Below are 15,480 nucleotides of genomic sequence, written 5' to 3' on the forward strand. Positions count from 1 at the left end.
CTCTGCAGAATCGCAATATGGTATGACTACATGCTTTTTATTGATTTGATTAACATAATCAGCAGAGAGTTTTGTTTTGCAAAAGATGTCTACAGTAACATACTGCAATTATTTGGAATTGTAGGGCTAGGTGCAATTGTAAGGCCACTTGGTGCATTCATATTTGGTCACGTTGGTGACAGGTATGGAAGGAGGATAGCATTAATAATTACTATCTTGCTAATATCGATACCATCAAGTCTCATTGCATTTATTCCAAGTCACAATCAAGTAGGTATAATTTCTACTATATTGCTTCTTGCAATCCATATAACACAAGGAATTGCACTTGGTGGTGAACAAGGAAGTTCTGTTTATCTTATAGAGCATTTATCCAGTAGGAAAGAGAACTTAGGGATGTATTTTGGAATGATGGGTTTTGGTCGCTCCATTGGCGTCTTGCTTTCTGCGGTGATAGTGATTATCTGCAAAAAAACTACTGATTTTTGTACCTGGGGTTGGAGATTGCCATTTATTTTCTCAGCTATTTTAGGATTAATTAGCGCGTATAGCATATACACATTGGGAGAAACTCCAGCATATGAAAAAAATCGAAAACAAAGAAATTTACCTGATTTGCCAATAATAGAGCTTATAAAACGCCACAAGAGAGCTCTTATACTTGCTATTTTAATATCTGTACCTGTTAATGTTGCTGTTGGATTTACCATATTTCTTCGAACTCTCGCAAAGGAAATAGCATCAGTGGATGTTTATGTAACAACATATATCAACGAAATTGTATTGATTATAACCAGTGTATTAATGCCGATATCTTCAATAGCGTTTGGAATGTTGGCTGATAAAGTTGGAAAAGAGCGCACTGCAATCTTATTTATAGCAATTACAATGGCACTGTGTTGTCCTGCGTTATCTATTGCATATTACTATAAAAATTATCTTGTGATTGCGTTGAGCGTAATGGTTCTCTCTATAATAGAAAGGGGTATAGTTCCCATAGGAATAGTTGCATCTGAACTCTTTCCTACCAATGTTAGATTTAGTGGTGTGAGCTTATCACGCAATATCTCTTATGCGTTACATGGAGGATTTACTCCTATGGTTTGTATTTGGTTGACTGTAACATTTCCTCAAACAAACCTTGCTGCTGGGCTTTATATAGTCTTCTGCTTGTTGATCAGTGTGGTAGCAATATTGCAAATAAAACCGCAAGATAAGAAATTTGATTGGTCTTAGTTTTCTCTTAAGTGTGTATTCTCCTAAGTTGAAAAAAGGTGTGAAAAATGCGCTAATCTCGCTAAATGAGAAAATTTTATTGCGGAAAAATTAGAACGATCAAAAACACATGCCATGATAAACTTTTTTATGCGTAACACTAATTTCTTATTCTATTCGTCTAAAAAAACAGTATTTCCAACTGTAAATTTAAGTTTTTACAAGCGTCACAAATATAGTATGATATAAGTTAGGCTTTATAGAGGGTATATGACAACAGATACAGAAAATAATAATAGAATTAATATAGTACGTGAACAAGCAGGAAATGCTGTTCATTCAGATATTGCTTACTCAGAAAGAATACAAAAATCAGTAGAAAATGAAGCATTGTGTGATGCGTGGTCTAATTTTGAGTACTTTGAAGATGTGTTGAGAATAAAAAACAGCACCGATAGGGAAAACAGAATTAAGCAGCTTATCAAGGAAGATTTAGATATAAATGCTACAAAAAATGGCAAAACTATTCTAGACGTTGCTATAGAAAAAAAATGCTCATCAAAAGTTATAAGTTCATTAATAAGCAATGGCAGTAGGATTGATACTATAGATGCTAGCGATCGTACTGTACTGCATAGATCTGTTAGGAATGAAAATAGAAAAGTTGTTGAGTTGTTTTTAGAAGCTAATGAAAAAGAAGTGTCTCAGTACCTGGTAGCAAGGTTTTTGCCATTGTCTATGTTATATCAAAAAATAGAAGTAAATGCTAAGGATAATGATGGTTGTACTGCTTTGGATTATGCTCAATATGGCAGTGAAATGTATAGCTTGCTGCAAAAATATGGAGCACAACATAGTGAAAAGTTTTTATACTCACGCAACCTTAATATAGGGGAATTAGATTTAAATAAACTTGTTTCTGACCATAACTACTGCTTTGATGTGCTTACAAAAGCATTAGAGATTGAGGACAGATGCGAAAAGGAAGAGGTTATAGATTGGTTGCTAAAAAATGGTGCTAACATTAATGTTAATAAAGGTGATCAAGCCCTACTGAGTGTTGCAGCTGAAAAAGGTGATGTTGAAAATGCTGTGCTATTGCTTGAAAGGGGAGCACATGAAGGAGTAAATTCTCAAGATGCTGAAGGAAGAACGTTATTACTAAATGCAATTATTCAAGATAAGTTGGGCCATGCAAAATATCTCATAAAACAAAGAGTTAACGTTAATATACCAGATAATAATGGAAATAGCTCACTACACTACGCTGTTGTTAATTTTATTAAGCAGCGCTTAATTGAATGTGATGAAACCTATACAGCTAACGCTACTTTTTATGATTTTCTTAAGAATGGTGCAGATCTCTATATCAAAAATGTTCGGTAGAAGCTGTAGCTTTACTCCTCTCGTTTGAGTTTTATTACTACAACTCCCCCTAAAGAACCGTGCTTGCAGATTTCCCGCACACGGCTCATCAATATTAGTTTTCACAGTCGTCCCTCTTATGCATATAAAGAAAAATGTATTTTTGGCTTTGGTAATGGATTTAGAGGTTGTCCGGAAACAAGTAAAAGGCTATAATATCTGAAATTTTAGTACGGGGTAAAGATGAGAAAAAAGTATCCAACAGATCTAAGCGAAAGGGAATGGGCAAGAATAGAAAAACACTTCAGAGTATCATACAAGAAAGGAGGAAGGCCGCCAAAGTATAGCAAAAGAGAAATATTAGAAGCAATTTTCTATGTATTGCGTACAGGGTGTCAATGGCGGTATTTACCAAATGATTTTCCGCTATGGAAGACTGTGTATGAGCAGTTCAGGCAATGGAAGAAGCAGGGAATTTTTGAGAAAATGAATTATGAAATTACAAAATATAGTAGAAGAAAAATAGGAAGGAATGAGCAGCCGAGTGCCTGTATAGTAGATAGTCAATCTGTAAAGACTACAGAAAAGGGGGGATCAAAGGCTATGATGGAAGTAAAAAAGTAAAGGGTAGAAAAAGGCATATAATTACAGACACTCAGGGTTTTATACTAGGTTGTTACGTAGGCGCTGCTAACGAAAATGATAGAGATGGTATTAAAATAGCATTAAACAATATGAGAACAAAATATACTAAAGTTAAAAAAATGTGGGCTGACATGGGATACCAAGGAAGAAATTTAAAGAATCACATAAAGGAAGAATATGACATAGATATTGAAATTGTTAAAAGGCCTACATGTAGATTTTGGGTGCACAAAGATACGCCACCTGAGCTACTACCAACAAGAGAACAAGGGTTTAAAGTACAGCCAAGAAGATGGGTTGTAGAAAGGACTTTTGCTTGGGTTAATAGGAATAGAAGGCTATCGAAGGAGTATGATTTACTCACAACATCCACTGAGAATTTCATATACCTAGCTATGAGTAGGGTTATGTTAAAGAGGGAATATGCTTGAATTTACTAGTTTCCGGACAACCTCTTATAGCTCTTTCCATAAAAGTCCGGATGTGATAGGATAAGGGTAGATGATGATAAGGAGGTTGAATGCCAGCAGCATATAGTTATGATTTAAGAAAAAAAGCAATGGAAGCGCTAGACGAAGGAGAAAGCAGAGAAACAGTGGCAGCAAGATTTAAGATTGGACGAACTACTTTATGGGAGTGGCAGCAAAGAAGAAAAGAAACAGGAGACTTTCAATCAAAAAAACTTGGAAATGGGGGTTACAATCACAAAATTACCGACTGGGATACCTTTGCCAAATTTGCCAGAGAACACGGAGGAAAGACTCTATCGGAAATGGCTAAACTTTGGAACAACGTTAGTATCCAAACGATCTATCGAGCCCTTAAAAAAATTGAATTTACGCGCAAAAAAAGACATATGGATACAAGGAAAGAAACGAAGAAAAACGTGCTGAATTTTTGAAAATTATAGCGACAAAAGAACCTAAAAACTTAGTGTATATAGATGAGTCTGGCATTGATAACACCGAAGACTACCCCTACGGATATTGCCAGAAAGGACAGCGGTTTTATGCCTTAAAATCTGGAAAGAAAACTCAACGAATCAGTATGGTTGCAGCCTTAAGTGGAAGAAAGATAGTTGTTCCGTTAACCTTTGAAGGCCACTGTAATATGGATGTTTTTAATGGATGGTTTGAGCAATTTTTGACACCGATCTTGGAACCTGGACAGACTGTCATTCTTGACAATGCTACTTTTCATAAGTCTGATAAGATTATCGAGCTTGCTAAAGGGGTTGGTGCAGAAATTTTGTATCTGCCGCCTTATTCTCCAGATTTCAACAAAATTGAGCATCATTGGTTTGCTATAAAAAACAGAGCCAGGAAAAACATTCCTCTATTCGAATCCTTTCGTCGTGCTGTTGATTCTGCCTTCCTATGACCTGTTCGGACTATTATGAGAAATGCTATAATTTTTTGTATCATGAAAAATATTTTTTGATGTAAAATTCAGCTCTAATACAACCTTTTATTTACTATCGTATTATCTTATTCAATCAAAAGGGGTTTTATTGGCAATAAAAACACCAGCACTAAATTTCTAATTAATCCCTTTTAAATTATGCAGCCAATGAATATGTGGATAAATACGCCACACACATTTAAAGTATTTATCCACATATTCATTAAGCTTATAAAAACTAAGGTATCATTCTTTCCCTCCATAGTCTTAATATAAGTTAAAATAGCATGCTTCCATGGTTCTCTCCGCGGTCTGATATGGCTAATTTGTATTTTAGCCAAGCCGCACTATACTTGTTAGGCGGAAGTGGACGGCAACATGTGTCTTACGAAGTCTATGCTTCAACCTAGGATCTTGCTTATCCCTTCCATCGGCATTGCTATCTTTACTTTACATCAAATTATCTACTTTTTGCATTTATTGATAACAAAATTCTGTTTTACTAACCAATATCCTATGCATAATTACAGACAACTTCCGCGCTACGGCAACAATTGCTTTCTTCATACCCTTCTTTTTTGCAAGCCTCAATCCCCAGCTTCTCAATTTAAATTTCCTTTTACATTTTACCAGTAAGACTTGTGCTGCTTCGTACAACACATTCCTACATTCTACTGGTCCCATTTTTGATATACTTCCATGCCGATCAATCTCTCCAGAAGCGTACTGTCTTGGGCTCAATCCCATATAGGCTCCAACTGCATAAGATGTTTCAAACCTATATGCATCATCTATCGCAGCTTTGTATGTCATTGCTACTATAATACCAACTCCTGGAACAGTAGTTAATAATTTACAATCCTCATCTTTTTTACCTTGCTCTGAGAGCATTTTGTCAAGTTTTCTTATCGATTCTTCTATTGTTTCTAAGCTATGTACTAATACTTCAATTGAGTTCTTGCTAATTTCATCTAGCTCATTAATTATTTCTTGCACTTTTAAAACGAAACTTGTAGATCTGGCACGCTGATCAATTTTTATCCCGTATATTTTTAATAATCCTCTTATTGTTCCCTCAATTTTCCCTCTGCTACGTGTTAATTGTCTTCTGCTTCCAAGCATTATTTTAATCTGACAAGCTTCATCTGACTTTACTAATACCTCTTTAAATAGCCCAACTCTCATCATTTGTGCTATACCTCTTGCATCATTTTTATCATTCTTATTGATTCTTGCAGACAATGCTGCTGCCATATGCCTTGCATCTACACAAGTTACTGGCAATCCAAATCTCCTCAATTCTTTGCACATTGATATTGATAGTTGTCCACTTTCTATCCCTATTGCTTCATATTTTTTGCTTTGACTAAGCAAATACTCCGCTATTGTACTGCTTTCACTTACAATAACTTCTTCTTTAACAATTTTTCCTTTCTCATCAATGATACTGATAAAAGTTTCCTTGAGTGAGACATCTAATCCACTATAATATTTCATGAGGCTGCTCCTACTGTAAAAGTTTAAATTATTTTTGAAGAACTAATTCTATTGAACTTGTTACTTCGTGCTAAAATAATGGAGTATGTCTCTCCATCATTCAATAGCAATTACAGTATGTGTCTTCATCTCGAATAGTATGCTTTGACTTATACTCAGATTTATTAGGAAACAGCACACAATCTGCTATAGCAATAAAGATAACGCCTTTAAGATCATGATACTGATCACCTACATCAGCTTGACTTGAATAGGCCTTAGCGGCATAGTATTGGGCACGTTTTTCAAAGCCTTTAGTTTTAGCGACCTGCATCTCGCAAATGTATTGAGCACCTGTAGAATCTCTACAGAGAACATCAACAATACTTTGCTTTTTAGCGGCGATATCAGGGTCTTGAATAGTACTTAAAAACTCTATATCCTTTATTTCATTTTTACCAGTAAAGCCAAGAATATCATTGAGGAAGTGAATAAGGATATCTTTATTTTTTTCAGTACCGAAGATACGCTTGAAAGAGTAAGAGTTCAATGGACTAAGATATTTACCCATCGAACCCTCCTCTAGGAACCGTACGTGAAAGTTTCCCTTCATACGGCTCGAGCCACCTTAAGTCCTTTTCTTTAGAACCGGCAACAGTTTTTATCGAATATTTGGACATATCAAATTCCTTCTTAGAACTAACATTAATCATACCTTACCATTTTTGCAAAGAGAAGAGTTTTTTGATTGACGTTCTTTAAAGTAAGCATACCACTCTTTATCATAGGGGTTAGCTACTGCTCTAATTTTCTTATGGCGGCGAATTGGTACACTTGTCGCTTGGAAGAGTTCTTTCCATTCAATTATGTTTTTATTCTTAGCCAGTACTGCAAAACACCATTTTCGAGATTCCTTGACTTTAAAGTATTTACCTTTAATCCAACGTAATCCTTTATTAGGATGTCTGCGTTTTGACCAGTGCCATAAGGCTTTGAAGATCTCATGGTCCACTTTTTCGTAAGCTTTTCTCGCACATATTCCTCGATGGTAATTGGCCCATCCTCGAATTTGAGGTGTAAGCATATCAATTACTTTTTCTTGGGTTTCTGCGTTCTTCTTGCGAATTAGGTACCGGATGCGCTTCAGAAGTCTGTTTACACTTTTTTCTGAAGGTTTGATGATTAGTTTTGTTTTGTACTTGCGTACTGTCTGACCGAGAAAATCGAATCCCTGTTCTATGTGTGATCTTTGTCTTTCCTGCCGATAAAGATAGCCCTCTTTGGCTCAGGAAATCCTCTACAAGCCGTTTGACTTTAGTCTCTAGAATTTCTTTCGATTTTCCAGTTACTATAAAATCATCCGCATAGCGGATCATGTGTACACCATATTTCTTGCGTTTTTTGGTTCCCTTTTTTCCGAAATGTTTATTGAAAACATCATCAAGACCGTCGAGAGTTAAATTAGCAAGTACAGGAGATATAATTCCACCTTGTGGAGTTCCTGCTATTGTGGGATGTAGCATTCGTCTTTCTACGAATCCAGACCTTAACCATTTATTTAGGATACTCTTTTCCATTGGAATTGAGTTTTTCAACCAGTGGTGGTCTATTTCATCGAAACACTTCTTAATATCCCCCTCTAAAATCCATTGCGGAGCATCACGTCTTGCCAATGTTATGAAAATTTGACTTACCGCATCTGCTGCTGAACGATGCACCCTGAATCCATATGAGTGAGTGTCTCCTATTGTTTCTGCAACAGGGTCCAAGCCCATAAGGTATAAGGCTTGTATCGCACGATCTTTTATAGTTGGAATACTAATCGGCCGCTTGCCGCCCTCAGGCTTGATTAGATAAATGCGTCTCATAGGTTGAGAGCGATATCCACGTCGCTTTAGGCTAGCAATTCCTTGAGATTTAGCTGAAGGACTTTGCCACAACTGATTATCAACACCAGCCGTGTATTTTCCTTTGTTCGAAGTTACGCGTTTCACTGCTAATGCTTTAGCACTAAAACTACGTGTGAGAAGATGTTGTAAAGTTTTCACTTTATTCCATCTCCCATCTTTTGTTGCCTGAACAATACGAGCTTGTAGCTTCCTGGTTTTTTTCTTACATTGAGACCAATTAATTTGGTTCCAGTGCTCGGCAGTACCGAAAGGTGCACTTACAATTTTACCTGTAACCATCTGCTTTCCTCTCTTTAAAAGTTTTACAAACAATCTTATCCAAGATGACCATTGTGGACGTCAGTTCTCTTTCGAGCCAGGTAACGTTAAACCTGTATCACATCCATTACAGATGAGCGTTCACTTTTTCCACACTCCCAATCCCACATACCCATAAGCCTTTCTCACGATCGACCTTACTGAATATCCAATATTGGTACCCAGAGATATATGGGGTTTCCGTGTTCCACCTATTAAACAACAACGGGTTAGGATTGATCTCTACACCGGTGACCTTGATGTTTGCGTATCAAATGCGTTCAGTTTGATAACCAGTCTACTTACCTTTTGGTTCAAGCCTATCAGTGTCTTTGGCTTGTTCGACGTAACGATGCTTAGGATCATTTGCTTGCGCTATCCATACCATTAACCCTAGCCCCCGTGCCAACTCGACACTTATAGCATTGTTCTTTCTTCGCAGACCGAACTTCTCCTTTTCAGGCGGGTTCATTGTCCTAAACGCTTTGCACAAAGCATTACTGCTTTTGTACAGTCTAGTAGGGTACGAGCGGCAAAACACTCGGTTTAGTCAGGGTGACCTGCTAAACAATTTAATAAGCGACTTTTCACGTCGCACAAACGATACATCATTTTTGGGATCAAGAAACTTAGAAAAAGTCATAAGAAATCAACCTAAAAAGCATTAATAATTATACACAATTCTGAAGAAATGTTCAAGTTTTTTATTTTTTTAAGTTTTGAATGCGTTGATGAAAAAAATGTCTCCCATAGATGGCTTTAGAATGCTACTACGCACCTTAGACGTCCTTTTGTACATCTTTTATTAACCCTTCTATAAAGCGCCTTAAAAGGCTGGCAAATGGATGCTATGAGTTTGGAGCTGTAGGAGACATCAAAGATACCCTTTTTGGTGTATAAAAATACGAATCTACGACAACATCGTTTAAAGAAATTAGCAGCTATTAATATCTTCTACCTTTTCATAAAAAAATAAACAAAAAAAAATTGAAAATTTGATTTGACTTCACCCAAAAGCTATGGCTTTATGCCAATACTGCTAAGAAAATAACAGTAAACATTTAAAAATAATTTATTATTAGTGAAGGGTATATTATATGAACAATAAGAATAAAAGTAAAGATCGTAAAAAAGAAATAGAGTTCCGAATTGACCTTACCCAGAAAAAGTGGAGAGAAAGAAAGGAGTTTTTCGGGTAAAATAAAATTTTGGAGGATTAGAAATGGTAAGAGAATATACGGCAGAATTCAAATTGGAAGCTGTTAAGCTGGCAAATGAACAAAGAAAGGTAGGTCAACCAGTTGCAAAAGTAGCAAGAGATCTAGGAATAAGGGATAGTGTATTAGGAAAATGGATGAAGAAATATAACGAAAAAAAGTCAGCGGCAAATGCATTTCCAGGTAGAGGTAACATGGCTCCTTACGACAAAGAGAGGTTTGATTTACAAAGCAAGAGTAACAAGGGAAAGAGACATTTAAAAAAAAGCCCTGGCCAGTCAAAAAGAGTAAAATATTTTTTCATAAAAGAGCATAGTAAACACTATAAAGTGCAGGAATTATGTAGGGTTTTCTGCTAGTGGCTACTATAAGTGGACTACAAGGAAAATAAGCAGTAGAGAATCAGCAAATAAAGAGTTATTAGCAGATATTCAAAAAATATATCAAGCTTCTAAATGTAGATATGGAGCTCCTAAAATTCATGCTGAATTAAAGGCTTTGGGTAAAAGTTGCAACTTAAAAACAGTGCAAAGTATTATGCAGAAAAATGGTATTCAGGCTATATTGAGAAGAAAATTTAAAATTAAGAAACAACAAACGGACAGTAGCTCCCAATATATTAGACCAAAACTTTATTGTCGATCAACCAAATAAAGTATGGGATTACTTATATAAAAACCAAAGAAGGATGGCTATATTTGGCAACAATAATCGATCTATATTCACGCATGGTAGTTAATGAGCAGTTCAATAAATAAACAATTGGTTATGGACTCTTTATTAATGGCCGTTAACAAGCGTAAACCTGCCAAAAATCTACTATTACATAGTGATCAAGGTTCACAATATACTTCGCAAGGTTATCAATATCTCTTATCCATAAAAAACATAGATGAGTTATAAAGGTTGTTGTTACGACAATTCTGTTGTGGAAAGCTTCTTCAGTTCTCTAAAAAGGGAGTTACCAATAGACACCTCTCGGCACTCTAAACAGCATATCAAAACTGCTATATTTGAATATATAGAAATTTTTTATAACAAACAACGTCACTATTAACTATTGCATTCCTGAGCATTTTGATTCATCATTCTCTTTGTGAAAAACATTCCAAACTTTCTCTCCACTTTTTCTGGGTAAGGTCATCATAGCATTAGTTAGATGCATTAGAATTGATCATGATGATGTACATATAATGTTTAAGTTTCAAGAACTTGCTCTGGAAATGCAAAAAAAAATGTTCAACATTATGTCGCGAGTCAAACTTAGGGTATTTGGCGTCTCATGTTTAATTTTTCGCACTACGTGCATCGCATGTCTTTAAAAATTTCTGGGTTTTTACCTATATAAGCCGAAACGCGCTTATAAAGCGTTACAAGACATCAAAAAATGCCAATACTCGACAGAGATAGTAAAAGACTAGCTAACTCGGGGATTCTTTGTCTTTTTTTCTGCTTAGTAAATTTCTTAAACATTTGCAGCGTAAGTTAGTTGCAATTAAAAGCGGCTGAATCTCGCTTGTCAAGAGTTTAAAACATAAAAAACGCCAATATTTTAAAGCGGATAATAACCCCAGGGCTTCTTTTGCCTTTTTTTTTATTTGGTAAATTTCTTAATGTTTATGGCTAAACGACAATCGTCATCCCGCTACGTGTTAGCGGGATCTATGCTTTGAGATACTGCGAATGAATCGCGGTATGATGGTTAAGTAAGGGATCTATGCTAAGAGATGCCAAAGACCTTCATGAAACTTTGCCCATTTGGCTTCTCTAAAGATTTCGTTTACAGAATCTAGTAACTCAGCTATGCAGAATAAAAAAAGTTTGTATGGTATACAAATAGTGTGTTTTTTTTATAATTATTTTCTATAATACATAAACCTTTGGTCCAAGCTGTAAATGCCACCATAGGCATTAAAAGTTAATTAACAAACTGCAATGTATAGCATTTCTCATAATAGTCCGAACAGGTCATAGGAAGGCAGAATCAACAGCACGACGAAAGGATTCGAATAGAGGAATGTTTTTCCTGGCTCTGTTTTTTATAGCAAACCAATGATGCTCAATTTTGTTGAAATCTGGAGAATAAGGCGGCAGATACAAAATTTCTGCACCAACCCCTTTAGCAAGCTCGATAATCTTATCAGACTTATGAAAAGTAGCATTGTCAAGAATGACAGTCTGTCCAGGTTCCAAGATCGGTGTCAAAAATTGCTCAAACCATCCATTAAAAACATCCATATTACAGTGGCCTTCAAAGGTTAACGGAACAACTATCTTTCTTCCACTTAAGGCTGCAACCATACTGATTCGTTGAGTTTTCTTTCCAGATTTTAAGGCATAAAACCGCTGTCCTTTCTGGCAATATCCGTAGGGGTAGTCTTCGGTGTTATCAATGCCAGACTCATCTATATACACTAAGTTTTTAGGTTCTTTTGTCGCTATAATTTTCAAAAATTCAGCACGTTTTTCTTCGTTTCTTTCCTTGTATCCATATGTCTTTTTTTGCGCGTAAATTCAATTTTTTTAAGGGCTCGATAGATCGTTTGGATACTAACGTTGTTCCAAAGTTTAGCCATTTCCGATAGAGTCTTTCCTCCGTGCTCTCTGGCAAATTTGGCAAAGGTATCCCAGTCGGTAATTTTGTGATTGTAACCCCCATTTCCAAGTTTTTTTGATTGAAAGTCTCCTGTTTCTTTTCTTCTTTGCTGCCACTCCCATAAAGTAGTTCGTCCAATCTTAAATCTTGCTGCCACTGTTTCTCTGCTTTCTCCTTCGTCTAGCGCTTCCATTGCTTTTTTTCTTAAATCATAACTATATGCTGCTGGCATTCAACCTCCTTATCATCATCTACCCTTATCCTATCACATCCGGACTTTTATGGAAAGAGCTATTATATGCTCAACCACAAATATCACAAAAGTTACTCGATGATGCGTTTGTCGATGTTGAGAGTTGGCTGGTGGAAAAGATTGCCGAGACTTTTAGTAAGGAAGAAAGCGAAGCCTTCATTAAGGGTGAGGGCACTTTTCAACCAAAAGGAATTTTAGCTTATGAAAATGGGAACAGTTATAATAAAATAGAGCAAGTTAAAACTGAAAAATTAGATAGTGATTCAATAATGATGTTGTATTACTCTCTGGACGAATATTATTCCAAAAATGCGTCATTTTTGATGAACAGGAGTACGTTGAAGGATATCAGGCTGCTAAAATCTCAAACAGGTCAGTATCTCTGGCAGCCAAGTCTGTCGCTTGAAGCTCCAGATACTTTAATGGGAATACCAGTATATCAATCTGCCGATATGCCACCAGCGCCAAACAATCAGCTACCAGTAATTGCGATGGCAGATTTCAAACAAGCTTATAAGATTGTAGATAACAGAGGAATGAGAATATTAAGAGACCCTTATACGAATAAACCTTATGTGAGGTTTTTTGTCACTAAGCGTGTCGGCGGAGAGGTTGTAAACACCAGTGCTATTAAATTGTTGAAAGTTGCGAGCAAGTACTAAAAACTTCCGCAGCATCATCTTTATAGCTGATCAAAGCAACACGTCATACCGCGATTCATTCCATAACTGTACGAACATTGTGATTTTGGCCCATCAGGAGGGTGTCATCCCAGTGCTTGACACATATAGCTAAACTGACTTAGATTTACCGACAGTTTGAAAAACAAAAATTCGTCATTCCGCTACTTGTTAGCGGAATCTATGCCGAGATACCGCGAATGAATCGCTGTATGACGCAGGAAAACCTTGCTTCTTACATTATGTAATTTTATTTTTAGCGTTGCTTCTTATATTATGTGATTTATTTTCCATAATGTATATTATGTAATTTTCGATGCTAAGATCTGCTATAGCTCTCAGTATGATATGAGTGATTCTCTTTTAATAATTATTTTTTAAATAGTTTGTTGGTTCATCAATTTCTTTAGGATTGATATCTACAATTATTTTTCCGTTTTTTAACAGAATAATCCGATCTGATATTTTTGTTAAAAAATCCAAATTGTGAGAAGCGATAATCATAGTAATACCCATATCTCTAACTGATTGTAATAGTTCCACAACGTCGACTATTGTTGCTACATCTAAACCAGACGTTGGCTCATCGCATAATAGAATCTTTGGATTCATCATTAAACTTCTGGCAAGCGCAACCCGCTGTTTTTGCCCACCAGATAGATTATTAGGGTAATCATTTTTTTTAGAGGCAATACCCAAAAACTCAAGTAGTGAATAACTTTGATCCTGAGTTTTATTTTTAAGCTTGGGAGCGTATGTAAGATTTTCCCAGACAGTCATATGTGGGAAAAGTTGAAAATCCTGAAATACAAAACCAGTACTATCATTGCATTCAATGCTACCAGAATCTAAAACTTCGAGTTTTTGTATACAACGTAACAATGTTGATTTACCACTACCAGAAGGACCAGCAAGACCAACTATAGATTGTTCTATAATCAGGTTAATATTATTAAGTACTGGAATATTATTAAATAATTTACAAACATTATGCATTTTTATCATATATACCTTTCTGTTCAATCTTTTTGCCTATATATTCAATTAGTAATACAAGAGCGTAATAATAAGCCCCAGCAAGACAAAGTGGTATAAAATAAGTAAATTGTTCTGCTGCAAGCATTTGCGCAGAGCGCATAATATCAACACCACCAATAGTAGAGATTAATGCCGTTTCTTTAAGGAGTGCAATGATCTCATTTATCATTGCAGGAAGAATATTTTTAATAACTTGTGGTAATATAATATCTCTCCACATATAGAAACTAGGTATTTGTAAAGTTTTAGCTGCTTCAAACTGGTTTTTTGATATAGTTTCAATACCAGCTCGTAAAATCTCAGCAATATAAGCACAGCTATTTAGACCAAATGCTATAATGCCAGCACTAAATATGTTTAATTTAATTCCTGCAATGGTTGGAGTCATAAAATAAACAACACTTAACTGTAATATAAGGGGGGTGCCACGTATTACAGATATAATTCCATTAATTAATGGAATACAGATCTTATTATATCTGAGTACTGAAAATAACCCTCCTAGACTCATACCTAAAAGCAGTCCTCCAATCAATAATTTTAAAGTAAAGGCAAGGCCTGTTCCAACAAACAAGAAATTAGAAATTAATTCTTGCATCAGTTATCTCCTAGCCATTTTTCTGCTATCTTTTGTATTACACCTTTACTTTCTAAACTTTTTAACGCCTCGTTTATTTTATCCTTTAAATCAGATCCTTTATTCACAGCAATAGAATAACCATTATCTGACTTAGCGATGGCTGACCATGATAGACCAGGATTTTTTTTGCTAAATACTTTACCTTGGAATTCATCAATTAGGACGCCATCAACATGACCAGACTTTAATGTTTCTACAGCTTGATTATTATTGTCTATAGCAATAATTTGAGCTGTTGTAGGAACATGCTCTTTTAGCCAAATTTCCATGACAGTTCCTAGTTGAACGGCTATCTTCTTGTGAGTTAAGTTGTTTATACCGGCTATGGGTTTATTTTTGTGATATAGAATACCAAATTCCCCTGTATAATAACTATTTGAAAAATCAAAATTTTTTTCACGCTCTTCTGTGCTACCAATAGTAGATATAGCAGCATCTACAGAATTACTTTGTAATGCTGCAAATATAGCACTAAACTGCATATCTTTAAACATTGCTTCTTTACCTAACTCTTTTGCTACTAATTGAGCAAGCTCAATGTCAAAGCCAGTAAATTTACCATTTTCATAATATTCAAAAGGTGGATAATCTGCAGAAATTGCAAATCTAATGATATTATCGTGTTTATCTTCCTTGCATCCTGTTAATAGAATACTTATCACTATAATAGCATTTAAAATATATTTTTTCATATTACTAATTTATATTCATGTTTTATTCATCTTATGAGTATAGACATTAAAAATT

General features: G+C 35.5%; 11 protein-coding genes and 3 pseudogenes. 6 read left to right on the forward strand and 8 right to left on the reverse strand.

Features of this window, described 5'->3' with window-relative positions; translation table 11 throughout:
* Window positions 1-30: 30 nt before the first annotated feature.
* The 4 genes and pseudogenes from OPR52_RS04310 (at window position 31) to OPR52_RS04325 (ending at window position 4,605) form a co-directional block, all read left to right on the forward strand.
* The gene (locus OPR52_RS04310) at window positions 31-1,236 is read left to right on the forward strand and encodes an MFS transporter (RefSeq protein WP_244663081.1); all 1,206 of its coding nucleotides are present in this window, start codon (window positions 31-33) and stop codon (window positions 1,234-1,236) included.
* Window positions 1,237-1,485: 249 nt separating this feature from the next.
* Window positions 1,486-2,601 (forward strand): ankyrin repeat domain-containing protein, encoded by a 1,116-nt coding sequence (locus tag OPR52_RS04315; protein ID WP_265037796.1) that lies wholly within the window; start codon window positions 1,486-1,488, stop codon window positions 2,599-2,601.
* A 222-nt stretch (window positions 2,602-2,823) separates the two neighbouring features.
* Window positions 2,824-3,656 (forward strand): annotated as a pseudogene (locus tag OPR52_RS04320) (IS5 family transposase).
* Between the two features lie 89 nt (window positions 3,657-3,745).
* Window positions 3,746-4,605, forward strand: a protein-coding gene (locus OPR52_RS04325) for an IS630 family transposase (RefSeq protein WP_265037751.1) whose coding sequence is annotated in 2 segments (ribosomal slippage) — window positions 3,746-4,070 and window positions 4,070-4,605 — 861 coding nt in all. Because the reading frame shifts where the segments join, the coding sequence is not laid out codon by codon here.
* Between the two features lie 498 nt (window positions 4,606-5,103).
* Here the strand turns inward: OPR52_RS04325 and OPR52_RS04330 are convergent.
* From OPR52_RS04330 to OPR52_RS04345, 4 genes and pseudogenes are all read right to left on the reverse strand, one after another.
* Entirely contained in the window at window positions 5,104-6,123 is a 1,020-nt protein-coding gene (locus tag OPR52_RS04330) for an IS110 family RNA-guided transposase (protein ID WP_265037747.1), read from the reverse strand.
* A 118-nt stretch (window positions 6,124-6,241) separates the two neighbouring features.
* A pseudogene (locus OPR52_RS04335) lies at window positions 6,242-6,673 on the reverse strand (Rpn family recombination-promoting nuclease/putative transposase); the annotation flags it as partial.
* A 138-nt stretch (window positions 6,674-6,811) separates the two neighbouring features.
* On the reverse strand, window positions 6,812-7,285 hold the full coding sequence (locus OPR52_RS04340; protein WP_320109389.1) for a group II intron maturase-specific domain-containing protein: 474 nt from the start codon (window positions 7,283-7,285) through the stop codon (window positions 6,812-6,814).
* Window positions 7,188-8,291 (reverse strand): reverse transcriptase domain-containing protein, encoded by a 1,104-nt coding sequence (locus tag OPR52_RS04345; protein ID WP_265037800.1) that lies wholly within the window; start codon window positions 8,289-8,291, stop codon window positions 7,188-7,190. The genes OPR52_RS04340 and OPR52_RS04345 overlap by 98 nt, the downstream gene beginning before the upstream one ends.
* A gap of 1,240 nt (window positions 8,292-9,531) precedes the next feature.
* On the opposite strand from OPR52_RS04345, the pseudogene OPR52_RS07870 reads away from it, so the two are divergent.
* Window positions 9,532-10,626 (forward strand): annotated as a pseudogene (locus OPR52_RS07870) (IS3 family transposase).
* A gap of 868 nt (window positions 10,627-11,494) precedes the next feature.
* Here the strand turns inward: OPR52_RS07870 and OPR52_RS04355 are convergent.
* Window positions 11,495-12,354 (reverse strand): IS630 family transposase gene (locus OPR52_RS04355; RefSeq protein ID WP_265037751.1). Its coding sequence is split into 2 segments (ribosomal slippage): window positions 11,495-12,030 and window positions 12,030-12,354, totalling 861 coding nucleotides; the frame shifts between segments, so codons are not numbered across the junction.
* Here OPR52_RS04355 and OPR52_RS04360 point away from each other — a divergent pair.
* Window positions 12,342-13,037 carry a phage major capsid protein gene (locus OPR52_RS04360; RefSeq protein WP_265037802.1) on the forward strand — a complete coding sequence of 232 codons (696 nt, stop codon included), beginning with the start codon at window positions 12,342-12,344 and terminating at the stop codon, window positions 13,035-13,037. The genes OPR52_RS04355 and OPR52_RS04360 overlap by 13 nt on opposite strands.
* A gap of 381 nt (window positions 13,038-13,418) precedes the next feature.
* Here OPR52_RS04360 and OPR52_RS04365 read toward each other — a convergent pair whose 3' ends face one another.
* From OPR52_RS04365 to OPR52_RS04375, 3 genes are read right to left on the reverse strand one after another with little or no spacing between them, the layout of a single operon-like run.
* Window positions 13,419-14,060, reverse strand: coding sequence for an amino acid ABC transporter ATP-binding protein (locus OPR52_RS04365; protein WP_265037805.1), 642 nt, complete (start codon window positions 14,058-14,060; stop codon window positions 13,419-13,421).
* Window positions 14,044-14,691, reverse strand: a complete 648-nt coding sequence (locus tag OPR52_RS04370; RefSeq protein WP_007548901.1) for an amino acid ABC transporter permease — start codon at window positions 14,689-14,691, stop codon at window positions 14,044-14,046. Before OPR52_RS04370 ends, OPR52_RS04365 begins: the two co-directional genes overlap by 17 nt.
* Window positions 14,691-15,425 (reverse strand): substrate-binding periplasmic protein, encoded by a 735-nt coding sequence (locus tag OPR52_RS04375; RefSeq protein WP_264723312.1) that lies wholly within the window; start codon window positions 15,423-15,425, stop codon window positions 14,691-14,693. The genes OPR52_RS04370 and OPR52_RS04375 overlap by 1 nt, the downstream gene beginning before the upstream one ends.
* Window positions 15,426-15,480 lie beyond the last annotated feature (55 nt).

Source organism: Wolbachia endosymbiont (group A) of Hylaeus communis, from assembly GCF_947251915.1.
Taxonomy (GTDB): Bacteria; Pseudomonadota; Alphaproteobacteria; order Rickettsiales; family Anaplasmataceae; genus Wolbachia; species Wolbachia pipientis.